Genomic DNA, 18,868 nt, shown 5'->3' on the forward strand with positions numbered 1-18,868 from the left:
GCTAATCGGGAAGATGGACCACCTGTATTATTTGGATTTAAATTCACTCAATTAACATATCATGTCTAAAGTACTCATTATAGGAGCCGGAGGTGTAGGGAGTGTGGTCGCGCACAAATGTGCCATGAACAGCCACGTATTCACCAGTATTTTACTGGCCAGCCGTACCAAAGCCAAATGTGATAAAATAGCCGCCGAAATCAAAGAAATGCACGGTGTGGATATCTCAACGGCTCAGGTAGATGCCGACATAGTAGCCGAAACGGTCATGCTCATCAAGCAGTTTCAGCCCGTGATGGTGATCAACGTGGCCCTGCCCTATCAGGACCTGACCATTATGGATGCCTGTCTGGCTACGGGTGTTCACTACCTCGATACGGCCAACTATGAGCCCAAGGACGTAGCCAAGTTTGAGTACAGCTGGCAGTGGGCCTACCAGGACAAATTTAAGGAAGCCGGATTAATGGCCCTGCTGGGGTGCGGATTTGACCCCGGTGTAACGCAGGTTTTTACGGCCTACGCCGCCAGGCACCACTTCGACGAAATGCACTACCTCGACATCGTAGACTGCAACGCCGGCGACCACGGTAAAGCCTTTGCCACCAACTTTAATCCTGAGATTAATATCCGCGAGATTACCCAGCCCGGCCGCTACTGGGAAAACGGTGAGTGGGTCGAGATTCCGGCCATGTCCATTCATAAACCTATTGACTACCCCAGCATCGGCGAAAAGGAAAGTTATGTCCTGTATCACGAGGAGCTGGAGTCGCTGGTAAAGCACTTCCCTACCCTCAAGCGGGCCCGCTTCTGGATGACCTTCGGCCAACAGTATATTACGCACCTCAATGTACTGGAGAACGTAGGCATGACCAGCATACAGCCCATCAATTTTAAAGGCGTAGATATAGTACCCCTTGAATTCCTGAAAGCGGTACTACCGGCCCCCGAATCCCTGGGTGAAAACTACAAGGGGCAGACTTCCATTGGTTGCCAGATCAGGGGAATCAAGGACGGAGAAGAAAAGACCTACTACGTCTGGAACAACTGCGACCATGCCGAATGCTGGCGCGAAGTACGGTCGCAGGCCGTGAGCTACACCACCGGCGTACCAGCTATGATTGGCGCCATGCTCATGCTCACCGAGCCCGACTGGATGAAACCGGGCGTATGGAACTGCGAGCAGCTGAATCCGGACCCGTTCATGGAAAAACTTATTCTGCACGGGCTACCCTGGAATGAGCGCATCAACCTGCCACTCCCCCACGAGTACCCGGCTTAAACTATCAGGTACTTCAACAGGAAAGCCCCGGTACATGCCGGGGCTTTCCTGTTGGGGAATCCAGCGTTTTATTTTTAGAAGTACTAATTACCCTCCCCGAAAAATTAACTAATGAGCAAGGACTATATTGAAGGGCAAGAGTATACCAACGAAAATTTCACCGAAAAACGCCTCCCGAGGGCAGAATACGAAAACTGCACTTTTACCGGCTGCACCTTCTCAAATTCCGACCTTTCCGGTATTGAGTTTCTGACCTGCCAGTTCGAGAATTGTGACCTTAGTATGGCCCGGCTAAAAGGTACTGCTTTCAAAGAGGTAACATTCAGGGGCTGTAAGCTATTCGGGCTTCGCTTCGACGATTGTACCAGATTCCTGCTTTCCTTCCGGTTTGAGAACTGTCTGCTCAATTTTTCATCTTTTTATAGTTTAAAGCTGAAAAAAATTCGCTTCACGGACTGCCGACTCGAAGAGGTAGATTTTGTAGAGGCTGACCTGACTGGGGCTGCCTTCCTTAATTGTGACCTCAACCGGGCCGTGTTCAGGAGTACCATTCTGGAAGGAGCGGACTTTCGTTCTGCATATAACTTCTCCATTGATCCCGAAGCCAACCGGATCGGCAAAGCCAGATTTGCGCTGCACAGCGTGGCGGGGCTTTTGGATAAGTACAACATTAGCATCGAGTAACCTGGATAAAAGAAGAGCCCGGCTGGTGGCCGGGCTTCTTCCTGTTTCTTGAAAATTATTCTTTATAATCAAAATTGTTTTGGCCTCAGCTTCTGACTTGCAAGCTCAGCTACTTCACTGATTCGTTTCTGTCTGGTCTCTGGTCGTTTAGCAAGAACAATCCATTGCAGGATATTTTTTCGGACTGACTTGCTTAAACCCAGAAAGTACTCTTCTGAACCTGGTTTGCTTTTGAATGCCTCAGCCAGGTCTTTGGGAATTATCAACTCCTCTACCTCGTCCAGAATCGCCCATGAACCATTGCCTTTTGCCGTTGCAATAGAGTCCAAACCGGCCTGGGTCATTAATCCATTGTCTATGAATCGCTGTACTTTTTCCTTATTAATCTTCGACCAGACGCTATTGGGCTTCCGCTTGCAGAAAAACTGCCTATATTTTTCTGCATCAACGGGCAAAGCTTTACTATCAATCCAGCCAAAGCATAGTGCTTCGTCTACGGCTTCACTCCAGGAGATAGTTGGCAGGCCGGATTTCATTTTGTAGTACACCAGCCAGACGGACTGCTTTACCCTATGATTTTCTTCCAGCCATTGTCGCCAGTCTTGTCGGCTTGTGGGGCAAAAAGTGTCTATTTCTGTATTCTTCATAGTTACTTCACAAATCCCTGGTAATAATAATATTCCAAAAACAAAGGGATCACAGCAAATGCGGGTAAAAGACTAAACCAGTAAAAGGCTGCCAATTGACTAATCATGTTGTAGTTGCTTAAAATGTACACTACAAATCTGGATTAGTCAACTGACAGCCTTATGTCAGGAGTACTTCAGGAATCTGAAAGATTTTAAAAATACTGCTATTAAGTCATACTATTTGGATTTATAAAGGGTCCTTCCGGCCATTAGGATAGCTATATCTACTTGTTAAAGGCAATCCGGTAGATGGTACCATTCATGTCATCAGAGACATAAAGCGAACCGTCGGGTCCCTGGGCCAGACCGCACGGACGGTGCTGAACCGGGCCGCTGGGCTTCGCCAGGTCAATACCCGCGAAATTGTCCGCGAATATCTCCCACTTGCCGGCAGGCTTTCCGTTTTTGAAGGGCACAAAAGCCACAAAGTACCCCTGCTTCAGCTCGGCATTCTGGCCGTGGAAGGCGACAAAGGCGCCGTCTTTGTAGCGGGCCGGAAACTGGTTGCCGGTATAAAACAGCAGGCCATTGGGCCCCAGGTGCGCCGGAAAACCAACTACTGGATTGATTGCTTTTTCTCCCCCGGTTTTCTTGCCGTCGCCGCCGTACTCGGGCGCCAGTATTTTCTTTTTCTGAATATGATCGTAGTAGATGTAAGGCCAACCGGCGTCGTCACCCTGGCGCAGCTCGTACATGGCTTCGGATGGCAGGATGGTGCTTTGCTGCGGGGTGAAGTGCTGCGGATAAAAATCGTGGAACTGCCCGCGGCCGTGGTGCATCACAAACAGGGTGTTGGTCTTCCTGTTCCAGTCCAGGCCTACAGTATTTTTCAGACCCGTGGCGTAGCGCTGGCCATCTTTCTGGGTCTGATTCAGTTGGTCGGCCCGAAAACGCCAGATGCCCCCTACGGTATCCAGCAGGGTACAGGGCATCATACCCTTACCGGTACCGGTTTCACGGCAGGCATCGTTAGATGAACCAATATTGACGTAAATATACCCCTTGTCATCCAGGGCAATAGACTTGGAGTTATCACGGCCGGTATCTACCATACCCGTTACAATGGTTTCGGGTTGGTCGGTATTGATGATTTCCTCTTTTTCATTGAGCTTGTAGCGGTAAATGGCGCTGTTGGAGGATGTATACAGGTACCCGTTTTTGATAAAAATACCCGTACCCTTGTAGTCACCAAAGCCGGTCACCTCTTCGGGTACTCCATCTTTATTGGCGTCGCGGAGGCGGTAAAGGCCCTTGCCGTCTTTTAATTTGGATAGTTTTACGTAGATATCTCCTCCCCTGGAAACCACCATGTGCCGGGCTCCAACCAATTCCTCGGCCACAATAGTAGTCGTAAAGCCAGCAGGTACCTTAATGGAGGCAGCCAATTTGGGATTATCGGTTTTTGGTTTCGACGAAGGTACTTCGCCGGTAAAAGCCAGTAATGAGGTGATCCCTGCCAGGGCGGCAGTTATACATAAAGGACGAAAAAAATTTTGCATGGAGTTGGAATAAAAATAAGGTAGTGACAGACTAAGTTTTAAAGCCGCTCAGGCAGCTCGTATACTTATCGGTCCGGTCAAAAATGTACTTGTTCCCTTAATTTTCTATGGGAAGTACGATCCGGAAGGTGGCTCCCTCATTGGGCTTTCCTTCGGCCGCAAGGTAACCTTGGTGGTTTTCCACCACCTTCTGTACAATGGCCAGACCGACACCGGTACCCTGGTACTCGGACCGACCGTGCAGGCGCTGGAAAACCTGGAAGATCCGCTCGGTGTACCTGGGGTCAAAACCAATGCCATTATCCTTTACCTCAACGCAGGCAAATAGCTTGTGGTAATCGCTGACAGCGACCAGCTCTCTGAGTTGGTTTCCCTGCATAATCTGGCCGTTAATTGTGATTAGCAGCGGTCGGGTTTTATGCGAGAATTTAAGCGAGTTACTCAATAAATTCTGGAAAAGCTGTCTCAACTGGGTGAGCTCACCGGTAATTACCGGAAGATTTTCAAAAGTGATCTGCGCCTTTTTCTCCTGAATTGCCGTTTCCATGTCGGTTGTAATCTCGGAAAGCAGACGGGCCAGATCCACTTCCTGACTTTTGGGTTTTTTGGAAGAGATTCTGGAATAAGCCAGTAAATCGCGGATCAGCGTCTGCATGCGTCCGGCCGACTTTTGCATTCTTAAAATAATATCGGCCCCACTTTCATCGAGTTGGGCAGCGTGCTTTTTAACCAAAATATCACCAAAAGCCTGAATCTTGCGTAAGGGCTCCTGGAGATCATGGGAAGCCACATAGGCAAACTTTTCCAGGTTAGCATTGGATTTGCGCAGATCCTCCACCAGGGCTTCAGCTTGTAGCTGTACCTGCTTGAGGCGGGTATAGTTACTGCCCGTAATCAGCAGAAACTCATTAATTTTGGTCACTTTAACATCAACCCAGTCGTCAAAGCCATCGTTATTATAATGAAAATCAAACTGGCAGCCTTCCCCCGATTCGAATACCTTCCGATAGGTGTCAAACAGGCCGTTGGTCTGGTACCCGGGAATCCATTGGCTTAACCTGGTCCCTATAATTTCGCTTCTTTGTTGACCAATGGCCTGGGCGTAGGCCTGGTTTGCGGTATGAAAGCTGAAATCAATGATTTGTTCGCCTTCGTCATATACCGGACCCAGCAGACCAACGGAAATCTGGACAGTATCAATTATTTTCTGCAGACGCTCCTCGGAGTCTTTTAATGCCTGCTCGTTTCGCTTGGCTTTGGTAAAATTATCAAACGAAACTACCAGTCCTTCGCCATGCCGGGAAGCCACCAGGCGAATCCAGGCCCTGTTTTTCCCTTTGTAAGTATAGGAAAACTCCCCTTGCAGGTAGGGTTCGGTGGTAAGTACCTTATGAAAAGCGGCAAACAGTTCTGTGTTTCTATAACCAGGCAGCAGCTCACTCAATAATTTTCCAGTTGCCATTTTGGCCACGATACCAATCTGGGTTTTGGAGGCTTTATTGACAACCTTTACCACAAAATCAGAAAGAGTACCATCCGAATTATTAACAGGTAGTAAATGGGCAACTCCCGAAGGTACCACATCCAGCATGTTTTGGATGAAACTGGCCTGCTGCCACACCTCAATCAGGGCTTTTTTACTCTCGGTACTATCCGTTATAAAGAGTACTATGCCATCATTGAGACGGCTGACGTATATCTGGAACCAACTACCCTGTTCGAACCGGTCGAGGTCGTAAAAGATTTCGTACTGAAGGGGTAAGCCTGTCTTCACTACCTGACAGTAGGCTGAAAAAATAGTAGTACCTACGGTAGGAATCACTACTTTTTTCAAACCAGGGAAGAGGCCCAGCAGCGTTTCTCCCACCATTTCATCATTGGCGTAACCATTGATCTGGGAGGCTTCCTGATTGACGAGGGTAATCCTGAAATCTACAATTTCCCCCTGTTCACCAGGTACGGTTTCACAAATCATAATACCACTCAGGGAGGCTTCGAACTCCCTAGCGGGTATTTCAGTAGTTTTGGCGGTATCGGGGGTAGTAGTATCTTTCTGTTCCTGCCACTCCACCTCTGTGATGGTCGTAACCAGGGTATCCTGGTCACGCCGGGCTATGGTGACTTTGTGTAGTCCTCTTCTCTCCGGCAGTACCATTTCCCCCTGGTATTCCTCACCCGTTTCTACTACTTTCCTATAAAGTTGGGTTAGGGAGTCAGCTTTCGCCAGTGGCAGCCAGGCATTTATGGCATCTTTTTCGTCCGCTCCGGAGCCAGGGTGTAGTACTTCCTGCCTTTCCAGGACAGGTTCAAAGTCAACGGCCTGCCCGGTAACGTCCCGAACTACCCGATATACAATGAAATTGGGGGGAGCGGCTGGTAGCTGAGGTTCCTGCCAGACAACGGGTTGAATGTTGCGGTGAGGCTTTTTTACAAGTTCCGCTTTTCTCCGGGCTGTTTCCTGCTCGGTTACGTCAGTCGCCATGAGCATTACGCCTTCTACAACACCTTCCTCATCCAGTATGGGCTGGTAGGTCAGCTGAAAACATTGCTCCTCCGGTTTCCCCTGCCGTAGGGTCGTATACAGGTACTGATTAACTATACGTGGCTGGCCAGTCTGTAGTACCTGGTTTAGGTCAGCTCTGAAATTGGGATTTGCTGACGGTACTTCGGTGAAAGCTTGTAAGGGGTGCTTTTCCGGACTTACACCAAAAAGTTGCTGGTACTTATCGTTGCAAAATTCAATATGGTGATCAGGTCCCCTGAATACTGCGATTGCAGAAGGTACCTGCCTGAACAAGCTATAACACTGGATATCAGAAGTTCCACCAACCATACCTTGAATTAATTAAAATTCCGGGACACAAATACCACCTTCAAACCTTCGGTTAATTCCTGCAAAATTTTTGAAGTAAACTTTTATCAGCGCCCCTACGTCCAAACTAATCCATCCAGTTGGCCGACGTTTCTGTATGAAAAGCCTTACTTCTGTAAAGCTACTTTTGTTAGGTATAACTTCCACCTATATTTCTTAAGTTATTTAAAAAAACATCTCATCAAACACGCCAGCACACCGGGCAAAATGCAATTTATGACCAATGAAACATTAAACTTATTCTTTTTTTTTGATTTTTTCCCAAATTTGAAAGTACTACCTTCTTACCAACTCCTTTTAAATTACTATTCTGCTTTCTGATTATGAACAAATCTCTGTTTTTTCTGCTTTGGGTACTCTTTCCATTTCAGTTGCTGGCCCAGCAAAGTACTGTGTTTGATAATTTGGGCCTTAAAAGTACCATTCTCAACAAAGAAAAGAAGTTCGCGCTGTACCTGCCGGCGGGCTACGAAACTTCCAGCCGCCGTTATCCGGTCGTGTACCTGCTCCACGGCGGGGGCGACGACCAAACGGGATGGCTGCAGTTCGGGGAAATGCAGCGGATCGTAGATAAAGGGATTCGGGAAGGTACCATAGCGCCGATGATTGTGGTGATGCCCGATGCTGAAATGACTTACTACCTCAATAACCGCGAGGGTAAGTACCAGTTTGAGGATTTTTTCATCAAAGAACTTATTCCGCACATTGAAAAGAATTATCGTTGCCATACCAAAAAGGAATACCGGGCGGTAGCCGGGCTTTCAATGGGGGGCTTTGGCTCCCTGCTGTACTCGCTGCACCACCCCGACATGTTTGCGGCCTGCGCGGCTATGAGTGCGGCCGTTCGGAGCGACGAAGAAATCAACGCATTGTCGCATCAGGAATTTTTGCGGCGGTACCGTACCGCTCTTGGTGAAGTAAAAGAAGGGGAAAACCGTATTTCAGAGTACTGGAATAAGAACAGTATTCTGTACCTGATGCAGCAGTTGCCCGACGAACGAAAGAAAGATGTACGCTTTTATCTGGACTGCGGAGACGACGATTTCTTGTACAAAGGCAATTCAACGTTGCACATTTTAATGAGAGATCGGAACGTTCCGCACGAATATAGGGTTAGAAATGGAGGACATACCTGGGAATACTGGCGTACGGGCCTACCCGACGCGCTGGAGTTTATCAGTCAGAGTTTTCATCGGTAAAAAGGTTTTGCCAAAAACTGCCGACTGCCTTTGGGGCCAGGTCTAAACCCAAAAAGCATGAAATATACAATATTGATCATAGCGATGGGCGTGTTGGCCGGATGCAATCAGCCAACCACCGACACCCGGAACGAAGAAGAAAATAGTGTAGTAAGTCAGGCTTCTTACACCGAAGAAACAACTACCGCATCGGTCGTTCCTGTTTCGAAAAAGGATAAGTACCGCAGGGGTACTACCAGTCGGGCAGAACTGGTCAAATATGCCAAGTTATTCTACGGCGTACCTTACTTATACGGTTCAACCGATCCCAACGCTGGTTTCGACTGCTCCGGGTTTATTAACTATGTATACAATCATTTTGGCATAAATGTACCCCGGTCTTCCGCCGATTTTACAAATGTAGGCACCCAGGTCACTGTGGCCGACGCCACCCCCGGTGACCTTATCCTGTTTACGGGCACCGACTCCACCAACCGTACGGTAGGTCATATTGGTATAGTGGTTAAAAACAACGCCGAAGGATTGGAATTTATTCATTCTTCGTCAGGAAAGCAGTACGGCGTAACCATCAATCCGCTGGCTGGCTACTACGAGGGACGCTTTGTAAAAGTGATCCGGCTCATCTAGATTTAAAATCTATTCTTGTTTTAAGTACCTCCCCGGCAGCATAGCCGGGGAGGTACTTTTTTTATATTTTCGCGCTTAATAAACAAAACCAAATAAATAAAACAAATAGGAGTAGTAATCCGTAGTTGGTATTAGAAAGAATGGTTTTAGGTAATGATGTAGGAATTGCTTTCACTAAACTACTTTGTATGGATTCGCTGCACCCAAATTTTAGCATAACCGAAATAATTGAGGAAGCACAAGTCGCTGAAAAATTCATAAATCCGTTACCAAGAGCTGTTCTACGCCCCAACACCTTTCTCATGCTGGATGGCGAATGGCGGTTTTCGATGGACGCCGAAGACCACGGACTAAACGAGGGGTGGCATCTGGGACACAAGTTCGACCATACGGCCCAATGGCCGGGTTCGGTGGAGGAGCACCTGGCTCTGGCCAAGGGTATTCACCGCGACAGCCCCACCTGGCATGATAAGGTAGTGGTGTGGTACGAGCGGGAATTTCCCCTCCCCAAGCGCGACAAAAGTCTTTCCCACTCCATGTTTCAGCTTACTTTCGGGGCTTGTGGCTACGAAACCCGGGTCTGGCTTAACGGCCGTCCCCTTAGTACCATCGAGGGCGAGGTAGTACACTATGGCGAATACACCTCTTTTTCCTACGAACTTAGCGAAGAGTATCTTCAGCCCGTCAATAGACTGACGGTGCGCATCGCCGACTCCATGGACTCGGAGATACCCCGCGGCAAACAGGAGTCTCACGTTTATAAAAGGGGGGGGATCTGGTACCAGACCTACACCGGAGCGGTACGGAGCGTATGGCTTGAGGCGGTAGAACGCAACCGGCTTCGCTCCCGCGTCGGGGTGGTAAGTCACGTAGAAGACTCCCTGGTCCGTTTCAACCTTACAACCCGTATTCATGATCCGGGCCAGTACACACTCCGCCTGAATGTATATGAACAAAACCAGGCTAGTGACAAACCCATTGCGACTTCGGATTATCCCCTCAAACTGGAAGCCGGACAAAAACAGCAGCGGGTGGTACTTGAGGTACCCGAGGCGCAGCTTTGGAGTCCCGAAAATCCGGTACTGTACCGACTGGTGGCTCAGCTCATTGACGTTGATGGTTACGAAGCAGAGATTGAGGCGCATTTTGGTCTGCGAAAAATTGAAGCCCGGGGCCGCTACGTATACCTTAACAACCAGGCTATCTATCTGGACGGTATCCTGTACCAGCCCGGTACTGCCAACTTCGAAGAAATGAAGCTGCACATGCACGCCATGAAAGAGCTGGGTTGTAATCTGGTGCGGGTACATATTGCCGGCGTTGACCCCCGTATATACAGCCTCGCCGACGAGTTAGGGCTGTTATTGTGGGTTGAAGTACCCAGCCCGCACAGTAGTACGCGCCTGAGCCGCGAAAACCACCGGGCAGAGCTGTTGCGGATGCTGGCCCTGCTTGAAACCAACCCTTCGGTGGTTATCTGGAGCCTTTATAACGAAGACTGGGGCGCTCAGGATATTGCAACCAACCCTGAAACCCGGAAGTACATCATTGACATGTACCACTACATGCACATAGCCTACCCGCAGTTTCTGGTCGTGGACAACGACGGCTGGCAGCATATTTCTTACCTGGGGCGCCTGAAGTCGGACCTGCTCACGGCCCACCTCTACACGCCCGACCTGGAACGCTGGCGGGTGGTACTTGACATGCTCGTGAACGGAGAAACCGAGGGTGTAGCGGCCTTTCCGCTGGTTGTAGGAGATCCATTTTTTTACCGTAAACAAATTCCCCTCATTGTAAGTGAGTGGGGGGGCTTTGGCTTTGCCGACTACGGTGGCCCGAACGACCTGGAAGACCGCGCCGAGCGCATTCGTCAGTTTAAGCTGGAATTACGAAAACGTGCCATCGCGGGTGATATTTATACCCAGGCTACCAATATCGAGGATGAGCGAAACGGCTTACTGGATATTCAGACGGGTGAGCTGTTTGTACCGGCTGGTATTCTGGCTTCGCCCAAACCGGACCAGTAACATCTGGTACTCCTAATAAACAGGAAAGCCCCGGACCATCCGGGGCTTTCCTGTTCAAGACCTTCCTTCCGCTACTCAGGCAGGGGCCTTACCATAATATCCTTAAAATATACTACACTCTTGGGGTCGTGACCCTGCAGGGCAAAGGTACCTTTGTCAATGAGCCTTTTCTCGTTGCCTTTGTTGCGCTCTACGCCCACAGGTTCGGTATATTCCACTACTGTTTTGTCATTGATTTTGATGGTTACCTTGTTACCCTGCACTATTATATGCTCGGTGTACCATTCATTGTCCTTTACGTGAACTTCCTTTACATCATCAAAAGCGTACAGAGAACCCGTACGGCGCCAGTCGGTGTGGGAGTTATTCACCTGTACTTCGTACCCTTTGGCGGGCCAGCCGTCCTCCTGGTAGTCGGTATGAAAGTAAATTCCGGAATTGGAGCCGGGGGTAGTCATTACCTGAGCTTTAAACTCAAAATTTTTGAAGGAGTGGTTATTTACCGGCCCCTCATAAAACAGGTGAGCCCGGGGTCCGGCCACCATTATGGTCCCGTCTTTCACACTGAAGGTACTTTCATTGGCCCCTACTTTCCATCCATTCAGGGATTTTCCGTCAAAAAGTGGGATCCATCCGTCTTTTTGCTTTTTTTGCGCGAATGTCACGCAGGTTGTCAGTAACAGCAACAATACACTTTGGTACAAGGTCCTTTTCATGAGCATGTAGGAATTGGGGTTAGTAGCTATTTGGTTAAGTACTCTTTTTAGGTAATGATTCAAACAAAACAATCCGGGGAACCAGGGCCGGGAAAAACCTCAGCCGATTCAACGCCTGTCTTTTCAGTTTGACTACCTATTATTCATATAAAACAAAAAATAAGTTAAAGCTACTGTTCCCAATTATCCAATGAAAAAGATACTTATCGGTAACCTCCTTTCCCTTATCCTCGCAGTACCCCTGTCAGCGGCATTGGCTCAATCCCAGAAAACTCCCCCGTCCAAAAAAGCTGAGGGCGTACCTACGGCGGGCAACCCCATTTTTCCGGGCTGGTACGCTGACCCCGAGGGAATTATCTTTAACAATACGTACTGGATTTATCCTACCTATTCGGCCCCCTACAAGGAGCAGGTATTCATGGATGCCTTTTCCTCCCCCGACCTTATTACCTGGACCAAGCACAGCCGGATTATTGATACTACCCAAATAAAATGGGCCAAGCGGGCTATGTGGGCCCCGGCAATTATCGAAAAAGGGAACAGGTACTATCTGTTTTTTGGAGCCAATGATATTCAGAGTAACGAAGAGCGGGGTGGCATTGGGGTAGCGGTGGCCGACCAACCCGCGGGACCATTCAAAGACCATCTTGGAAAGCCTCTGATTGACAAATTCCATAACGGTGCCCAGCCCATAGATCAGTTTGTGTTCAAAGACCAGGATGGGCAGTATTATATGCTGTACGGCGGCTGGCGGCATTGCAACATAGCGAAGTTGAATAATGACTTTACCGGCTTTGTACCCTTTGATGACGGTACTACCTTCAAAGAAATCACCCCGGAAGGCTACGTAGAAGGACCGTTTATGTTCCGTCGGAACGGCAAGTACTATTTTATGTGGTCGGAAGGTGGCTGGACCGGCCCCAACTATTCGGTTGCCTACGCCATAGCCGACTCGCCTTTTGGCCCCTTCCAGCGCATTGGCAAAATACTCCAGCAGGACCCAGGCATCGCGACCGGAGCCGGGCACCATTCGGTCATTCATGTACCCGAAAAAGACCTCTGGTACGTTGTGTACCACCGGAGGCCCCTGACCGAAACCGACGCCAACCACCGGGTAACCTGTATGGACGAAATGACCTTTAACGCGGAAGGTTTGATAAATCCGGTCAGGATAACCAACGAGGGAGTAGCCCGACAGCCCCTGAAATAGGGTTTAGGGCCGGGCAAACAATAGCCGGAACATGTGGTTAATCATTAGTTATCAATCAATGATTAAAATCCACATAGACATGAAATGTACACCCGCACTGGTTTGCTGCTTTTGGGTAAGCCTTACGCTCCTCGCCTGTAATAATAAGGAGGAAAAGAAGGAAGAAGCCGCCGCCGCTGGCCCAACCGTAGTCCAAACGGCCGTTGACACCCTGACCTTACCTGCCCCCTACGCGACCGAATCCGTAAAAAACAATCCGGATGTAAAAGGCTGGTCTGAGGGCCAGAAACCCACGGCTCCGGCGGGTTTCGTAGTTACCAAATACGCCGGTGACCTCAAGCACCCGCGCTGGTCCTACGTAGCGCCCAACGGCGATGTATTTGTCGTTGAATCCGACGACAAAGGAAAAAGTGCCAACCGGATTACGCTCTTTCGCGACCCGAACAACGACGGTAAGCCCGACCAGCGGCATGTGTTTATGGAAGACTTGAATCAGCCTTTCGGTATGCTGGTGTTAAATAATTTTTTCTACGTGGCCAATACCGATGGGCTGATGCGCTACCCCTACAAGCCGGGGCAGACCAAGCTGGAAAGTAAGGGTGAAAAAATACTGGAGCTGCCAGCCGGGGGCTACAACCACCACTGGACCCGCAACCTCCTGGCCAGCCCCGACGGCAGTAAAATTTATGTTTCGGTGGGTTCAGCCAGCAACGTGGGGGAATACGGCATGGACGAAGAAAAACGTCGGGCGAATATCCTGCAGATTAACCCGGACGGCAGTGGGGAAAAGATTTACGCCAGTGGCCTGCGCAATCCGGTTGGGATGGACTGGGCACCCGGCAGCAATGTACTCTGGACATCGGTCAACGAACGCGACAAACTGGGCGACAACCTGGTACCTGACTACCTGACGAGCGTTAAGGAAGGTGGCTTTTACGGCTGGCCCTACTCCTATTTTGGACAAATCGTGGACCCCCGCCGAAAAGACGAGCGCCCTGACCTGGTGCAGAAAGCCATAGTACCGGAGGTACCGCTGGGTTCGCACACAGCTTCGCTGGGACTAACCTTCTACGATAAGGAGAGTTTTCCGTCCAGGTACCGCAATGGCGCCTTTGTTGGCCAGCATGGTTCCTGGAACAGCTCCACTCCCGTTGGGTATAAGGTAGTATTTGTTCCCTTCAGCAACGGAAAACCTTCAAGTAAACCTGAGGATTTTCTGACGGGTTTTATAGCTAACAAGCAGGAGCCCGAAGTGTACGGACGTCCCGTCGGGGTGACGGTTTTACCGGATGGCTCGCTGCTGGTCAATGACGATGCCGGCAACACCCTGTGGCGCGTTAGTACTCAATGAAATTAAGTACCTAAGCCTTAAAATAGATCTGCCTTTCCTGGCGGGTCTTGCAAACAAAAATGAGAGACGCAGGTATTGCGTCTCTCATTTTTATATGGTGTTATAATCATGATTACCCAGCATTTGGGAAAATACCGAAATTATCAATCCTCCGAAATCAGGCGAATGCCGTGCTCTTGTATCTGGATCAGGCCACTTTTGTATAGACTACCGATGGCTTTCTTAAAGGTTTTTTTACTCATTTCAAGCCGCTGTTTAATTTCCTCCGGTGAGCTGTTATCTGACAGGTTCAGGTAGCCACCCTCCTTCTTGAGTTCGTCCAGAATGCGCTGCGAATTGGGCTCTACGCTCTCGTATCCCTGTTTTTCGAGGCTGATATCGAGCTTATTTTCGTCCCGGACCCGCTTCACATAAGCCTTCATTTTGTCCCCGATATTCACCTGCCGGAACAGCTCATTTTCGTAAATAAGCCCCTTGTGAAAGTGATTCACGATAACGTTGTACCCCAGGTCCGTTCTATCCCAGATAATAACATCTACCTCATCGCCTTCGTCTACAATCAGGCGACTATTGTCCAGGTACCGGCCGATTTTGGTGGAAGCGGAAAGGCGGGAAGTTTTGCGGTCGAGGTACAGGTACACCAGGTGCCAGTCACCTACCCGCATCTGACCACTCTGTTCGCGGTAAGGCACAAACAGGTCTTTTTCGAGCCCCCAGTCCATAAAGGCTCCGTATTCATTCACATCCTTTACCTGAAGAAAAGCAAACTCATTCCGAATTAGTTTGGGGGTTTCGGTGGTAGCTACCGGGCGGTCTTCTGAATCGTTGTAGACGAATACCCTCACCTCCTGGTCTACCTCCATATCGTCGGTGATGTACTTGTTTGGGAGCAGTACCTCCTCCCCCTCCACATCGCCCAGAAAAAAGCCGACACTCGTCCGGCGCAGAATGGTCAGGGTATTGTATTTTCCTATGAAAAGCATGTTGCCTAAGTTATTTGCAGGGAAATACCCGGCCGGGTACTTCATTGAGTCACCTACCCTGACCAGGCTGATTGTTTTTTCTACGGGGGAAAGAAAGATTTTAACAGAACCCCGGGCAAAAGTACAAACCTCTCCTTAAAAATATGGAGATTATGAAACTTCGCTCAATTGTGAAAGTAAACCTACCGTGAGTGCCAGGCTACTGGCAGGTCTCATTCGGGGTACTATCTTCGCCGGCGGGGTGGGTTAATGAGCGAGTCCACCGAATACTTACCACCTCCCAGAATTAAAAGGGTTAAATAAATAAGAATGTACAGCAGAAGCAGCTCCTTGCGGCCGAAAGGGTCGTCGCGATGGGCAACAAAAGCAGCTACTGAACAACTGATAATGAGCGGAATGGAGGCCAGACGGGTACCTAATCCCAAAAAAATCAGCAATGAACAGATGGCTTCGGAAAATGTGACCAGGATAAAAGAAGGAGTTGAACCTATACCAAGCGGATCTCCGAATTGCGTTTCACCTTCAATCAGTCTCAGTAATTTGGGTATCCCGTGTGTCCACATCAGCGCCGCCACGCCAATTCGCATAAAGGCCAGCCACACATGTACCGCTTCGTTACTGAAATTAGTTGAAAATAGTCTTTTCATGAGTTTTGTTGGGTTTAAGAGTGTAAAAACTACTGCTGAATATTCGTTCGATTGTACACATCAATCCGTTCACTACTCTAAGTACTTCAGTCTTTCCCGTTTGGTTTTGGATTGTTGGTCTTTTCCTGAAAAAGTAAATCCAAAGTACTATTTACTTTACATTAATAAATCCCCGGCATGAACCGTCGTCAGTTTTTAGTACTTACATCCGCTTTGGCCAGCCAGTCGGCCTGGGCCAGGACCCAACCCAAACCCTCCGGATTGCCCCTGTGGCGGGGGGTAAATCTGCTGGAGAAATTCAACCACAACCAGAACCGTCCATTTCAGGAACGTCATTTCCGCTGGCTAAACGACTGGGGCTTCAATTTCGTGCGCCTGCCGATGTCGTACCAGTGCTGGTCAAAGCCTGACCCGGCGGTGTGGTTGGAGATGGACGAAAAGGTACTGCGGGAAATAGACCAGGCGGTGGAGTGGGGACAGAAGTACAACGTCCACGTTAATCTGAACCTGCACCGCATTCCCGGTTACTGTGTCAACCCGCCCGCGGAGCCGCTCAATTTATGGAAAGACGAAACCGCCCAGAAAGCGGCTGTCCACCATTGGCAGACCCTGGCCCGCCGGTACAAATCGTTGTCCAATAACGATGTCAGCTTTGACCTGATCAATGAGCCGCCTAATATTCCCGAGGAAGATTACGCCCAGGTAGTACGTATATTGGTAAAAGGAATCCGGGAAATATCGCCCGACCGCCTGATCATAGCCGACGGTATTCGCTGGGGTACCGGTCCGGTGCATAGCATCGCCGACCTGAACGTGGGCCAAAGTACCCGCGGCTATAATCCCATGCAGGTAAGCCACTACCACGCCAACTGGGTCAACGGCAGTGACAAGTACCCCACCCCGCAGTGGCCGACGCAGCTCGGCGAAACCACCTGGAATAAGGACCTGCTGCGGGAACGTTACATCAAGCCCTGGAAAGAACTGGAAGCCAAAGGGGTAGGTATACACGTGGGCGAATGGGGCGCTTACAACAAAACCCCGCACGAGGTAGCCCTGCGCTGGATGGAAGACAACCTGCAACTATGGAAGGAAGCGGGCTGGGGCTGGGCCATCTGGAACCTCGAAGGTGCCTTTGGCTTTGTAAACAGCGGACGTACTGATGTAGCCTACGAGGACTTTGAAGGCTTTAAACTGGACCGCAAAATGCTGGAACTCCTCCGGAGGTACTAAATACGTTTACCCTGCGGGTAGTTCAGGATTCGGGAGCAAGTACCCTCAAAAGGGTCTGGCATTTTAGCTCGGTTTCTTCCCATTCCCGCTGCGGCTCAGAGTCTTCGGTAATACCGGCACCGGCAAAGACCGTCGCTACGCCACCGGCCAGCCGCATAGTACGCAGGTTCACAAACAGGTGTGACTCCCCCTCAACATTGACCGGCCCCAGGTACCCGCTGTACAAGCTCCGGTCGTACCCTTCCTTAGCAGTGAGAAAACGGAGGGCCGGTTCTTTGGGCATTCCACACACGGCCGAAGTGGGGTGCAGCAGCCGGAGCATGGTAGTACCTAGTTCGGGAAAGTTTACGACTCCCGTGTCAACTTCAAAATCGGTACGGAGGTGGTACAGGTTACCGGCCAGTACGGTTTTGGGGCCTTTTTCTAGGTACTCCCGCAATCTGATTTTTTTAAAGCATTCTACGATGTACCGGCTTACCAGGGCCTGCTCTTCAATTTCCTTTTGTCCCCAACGCACTTCCCCTTTGGGCAGCAGGGTACCGGCCTCGGTTCGGGCTACCTGGGTTCCGGCCAGGGAGGCAGTTCGAAATAGTCCCCCGGCATCCTGCGATACCAGCGTTTCCGGACTGGCTCCCAGCCACACTTCCTGCTGCTCTGGCAGGTACACCAGCGATACAAACGCGGCCGGATAGGTACTAGTGAGCCTGGTAAAGGCTTTGACCGGACGAAAATCGTCGGTGTAGGTCAGCACCCGGGTTCGGGAAAGTACTACCTTGTCGAACTGCTTTTGCCGGATAGCTTCAACCGCCTGCACAACGGCCCCCTGGAAAGATTCTTTCTGAATGTCCTTATTGGTTGGAACGGGGTGCAGCCAGGTACTTTGGGCGGTGGCATCGGCTGTTTTTTGCCTTCGGGCGGTCTCGGCGGCGTTGTAAAACTTTTTTACCGATGGATGCTCTTCTCCCAATCGGTTTTCTGCTACCTGTACAGGTCCCTCGGGCAGGAGCAGGAACTGAATATCGCCTTCAATAAAAAATACTTCATTCCTGGCGTTGGTTGCAAACGGACTCACCATGAAGCCGGAAGGCAGCGTATCCAGGTCCGGTTGGCGATGGTTAACCCCCTCCGATACGGAAATCAGTAACCGAATTTTTTCCTGGTTGGGCAGGCGCCACAAAGCCGCCGGAAAGCCCAGACTCCGGGCCGCTTCCCAAAGCACTTCGGCCTGGTAGCCCAGGCTGGTTATACTACAATCCGCAGGTTGGCTATCAATCATTCGTACTTTGTTCAATTGGTTGGGAGGGCAATGCACCGGCAACTCTACTGGCTAATCCATTCAGCTACTTTCCCCGCTTCTATGCCCGAATATGTAACATTCTGTGAAGCACTTTTTGTTTCATTTCAGGCACGATTTGCCTCCACTACCGCAATGGTAAGACGGCTGATACAAACCAGCTTCCCTTCCTCGTTGGTAATCCGGATTTCCCACAAATGCGTGGTTCGTCCCACGTGAATAGGGGTTACTTTCCCGTACACATAGCCCGAACTTACCGGCCGGATATGGTTGGCATTGATTTCCAGCCCAACGGCCCGCTGGTTCTCCCGATCCTTCAGGCAGAGGTACGAAGCCACACTTCCCAGCGACTCCGCCAGTACCACCGAAGCCCCACCGTGAAGAATACCAAAGGGCTGGTGGGTCCGATGATCTACGGGCATCCGGGCCACGATATAGTCGTCGCCTACCTCCGTATATTCTATACCCAAATGACCCGCGATAGTTTTTTTATCAAGGGAGTGCAGGAAATCTATTGATACAGAAGTAGTAAACATTTCTAAAAATTATCTAAATTTG

Annotated in this window: 16 protein-coding genes; 8 read left to right on the forward strand and 8 right to left on the reverse strand. The window is 49.9% G+C overall.

What is annotated here, in order from left to right; translation table 11 throughout:
* Positions 1-61: 61 nt before the first annotated feature.
* A complete protein-coding gene (locus VGN67_RS19295) occupies positions 62-1,279 on the forward strand; it encodes a saccharopine dehydrogenase family protein (protein ID WP_327488529.1) in 1,218 nt (405 codons plus the stop codon).
* Between the two features lie 111 nt (positions 1,280-1,390).
* Complete coding sequence (locus tag VGN67_RS19300) at positions 1,391-1,963, forward strand: pentapeptide repeat-containing protein (protein ID WP_327488530.1); 573 nt, start codon at positions 1,391-1,393, stop codon at positions 1,961-1,963.
* A 68-nt stretch (positions 1,964-2,031) separates the two neighbouring features.
* On the opposite strand, the gene VGN67_RS19305 is transcribed toward VGN67_RS19300, so the two are convergent.
* The 3 genes from VGN67_RS19305 to VGN67_RS19315 form a co-directional block, all read right to left on the reverse strand.
* Positions 2,032-2,610 (reverse strand): YdeI/OmpD-associated family protein, encoded by a 579-nt coding sequence (locus VGN67_RS19305; protein ID WP_327488531.1) that lies wholly within the window; start codon positions 2,608-2,610, stop codon positions 2,032-2,034.
* Between the two features lie 266 nt (positions 2,611-2,876).
* Positions 2,877-4,151, reverse strand: coding sequence for a PQQ-dependent sugar dehydrogenase (locus tag VGN67_RS19310; RefSeq protein ID WP_327488532.1), 1,275 nt, complete (start codon positions 4,149-4,151; stop codon positions 2,877-2,879).
* A gap of 97 nt (positions 4,152-4,248) precedes the next feature.
* Positions 4,249-6,984 carry a PAS domain-containing protein gene (locus tag VGN67_RS19315; protein WP_327488533.1) on the reverse strand — a complete coding sequence of 912 codons (2,736 nt, stop codon included), beginning with the start codon at positions 6,982-6,984 and terminating at the stop codon, positions 4,249-4,251.
* Positions 6,985-7,346: 362 nt separating this feature from the next.
* On the opposite strand from VGN67_RS19315, the gene VGN67_RS19320 reads away from it, so the two are divergent.
* From VGN67_RS19320 to VGN67_RS19330, 3 genes are all read left to right on the forward strand, one after another.
* Positions 7,347-8,222: an alpha/beta hydrolase gene (locus VGN67_RS19320; RefSeq protein WP_327488534.1), complete on the forward strand. Its 876-nt coding sequence runs from the start codon at positions 7,347-7,349 to the stop codon at positions 8,220-8,222.
* A 57-nt stretch (positions 8,223-8,279) separates the two neighbouring features.
* Positions 8,280-8,849, forward strand: coding sequence for a C40 family peptidase (locus tag VGN67_RS19325; protein WP_327488535.1), 570 nt, complete (start codon positions 8,280-8,282; stop codon positions 8,847-8,849).
* A 188-nt stretch (positions 8,850-9,037) separates the two neighbouring features.
* The gene (locus tag VGN67_RS19330) at positions 9,038-10,879 is read left to right on the forward strand and encodes a glycoside hydrolase family 2 protein (protein WP_327488536.1); all 1,842 of its coding nucleotides are present in this window, start codon (positions 9,038-9,040) and stop codon (positions 10,877-10,879) included.
* Positions 10,880-10,950: 71 nt separating this feature from the next.
* On the opposite strand, the gene VGN67_RS19335 is transcribed toward VGN67_RS19330, so the two are convergent.
* Positions 10,951-11,595, reverse strand: a complete 645-nt coding sequence (locus VGN67_RS19335) for a DUF1080 domain-containing protein (protein WP_327488537.1) — start codon at positions 11,593-11,595, stop codon at positions 10,951-10,953.
* Positions 11,596-11,785: 190 nt separating this feature from the next.
* Here VGN67_RS19335 and VGN67_RS19340 point away from each other — a divergent pair, with 190 nt between their 5' ends.
* Both VGN67_RS19340 and VGN67_RS19345 read left to right on the forward strand, forming a co-directional pair.
* Entirely contained in the window at positions 11,786-12,805 is a 1,020-nt protein-coding gene (locus VGN67_RS19340) for a glycoside hydrolase family 43 protein (RefSeq protein ID WP_327488538.1), read from the forward strand.
* 79 nt (positions 12,806-12,884) lie between these two features.
* Positions 12,885-14,156: a sorbosone dehydrogenase family protein gene (locus tag VGN67_RS19345; protein WP_327488539.1), complete on the forward strand. Its 1,272-nt coding sequence runs from the start codon at positions 12,885-12,887 to the stop codon at positions 14,154-14,156.
* A 143-nt stretch (positions 14,157-14,299) separates the two neighbouring features.
* Here the strand turns inward: VGN67_RS19345 and VGN67_RS19350 are convergent, their stop codons facing one another.
* Together VGN67_RS19350 and VGN67_RS19355 are read right to left on the reverse strand one after the other, a co-directional pair.
* The gene (locus VGN67_RS19350; protein ID WP_327488540.1) at positions 14,300-15,139 is read right to left on the reverse strand and encodes a CvfB family protein; all 840 of its coding nucleotides are present in this window, start codon (positions 15,137-15,139) and stop codon (positions 14,300-14,302) included.
* A 224-nt stretch (positions 15,140-15,363) separates the two neighbouring features.
* Positions 15,364-15,786 carry a DoxX family protein gene (locus tag VGN67_RS19355; protein WP_327488542.1) on the reverse strand — a complete coding sequence of 141 codons (423 nt, stop codon included), beginning with the start codon at positions 15,784-15,786 and terminating at the stop codon, positions 15,364-15,366.
* A 177-nt stretch (positions 15,787-15,963) separates the two neighbouring features.
* Between VGN67_RS19355 and VGN67_RS19360 the strand changes: the two genes are divergently transcribed.
* Positions 15,964-17,016 (forward strand): glycoside hydrolase family 5 protein, encoded by a 1,053-nt coding sequence (locus tag VGN67_RS19360; RefSeq protein ID WP_327488543.1) that lies wholly within the window; start codon positions 15,964-15,966, stop codon positions 17,014-17,016.
* Positions 17,017-17,038: 22 nt separating this feature from the next.
* On the opposite strand, the gene VGN67_RS19365 is transcribed toward VGN67_RS19360, so the two are convergent.
* Both VGN67_RS19365 and VGN67_RS19370 read right to left on the reverse strand, forming a co-directional pair.
* Positions 17,039-18,292, reverse strand: coding sequence for an isochorismate synthase (locus tag VGN67_RS19365; protein ID WP_327488544.1), 1,254 nt, complete (start codon positions 18,290-18,292; stop codon positions 17,039-17,041).
* Between the two features lie 125 nt (positions 18,293-18,417).
* Positions 18,418-18,846, reverse strand: coding sequence for a hotdog fold thioesterase (locus VGN67_RS19370; protein ID WP_327488545.1), 429 nt, complete (start codon positions 18,844-18,846; stop codon positions 18,418-18,420).
* Between the last annotated feature and the right edge of the window lie 22 nt (positions 18,847-18,868).

The organism is Telluribacter sp., from assembly GCF_035998675.1.
In the GTDB taxonomy this organism is placed as follows: domain Bacteria; phylum Bacteroidota; class Bacteroidia; order Cytophagales; family Spirosomataceae; genus Telluribacter.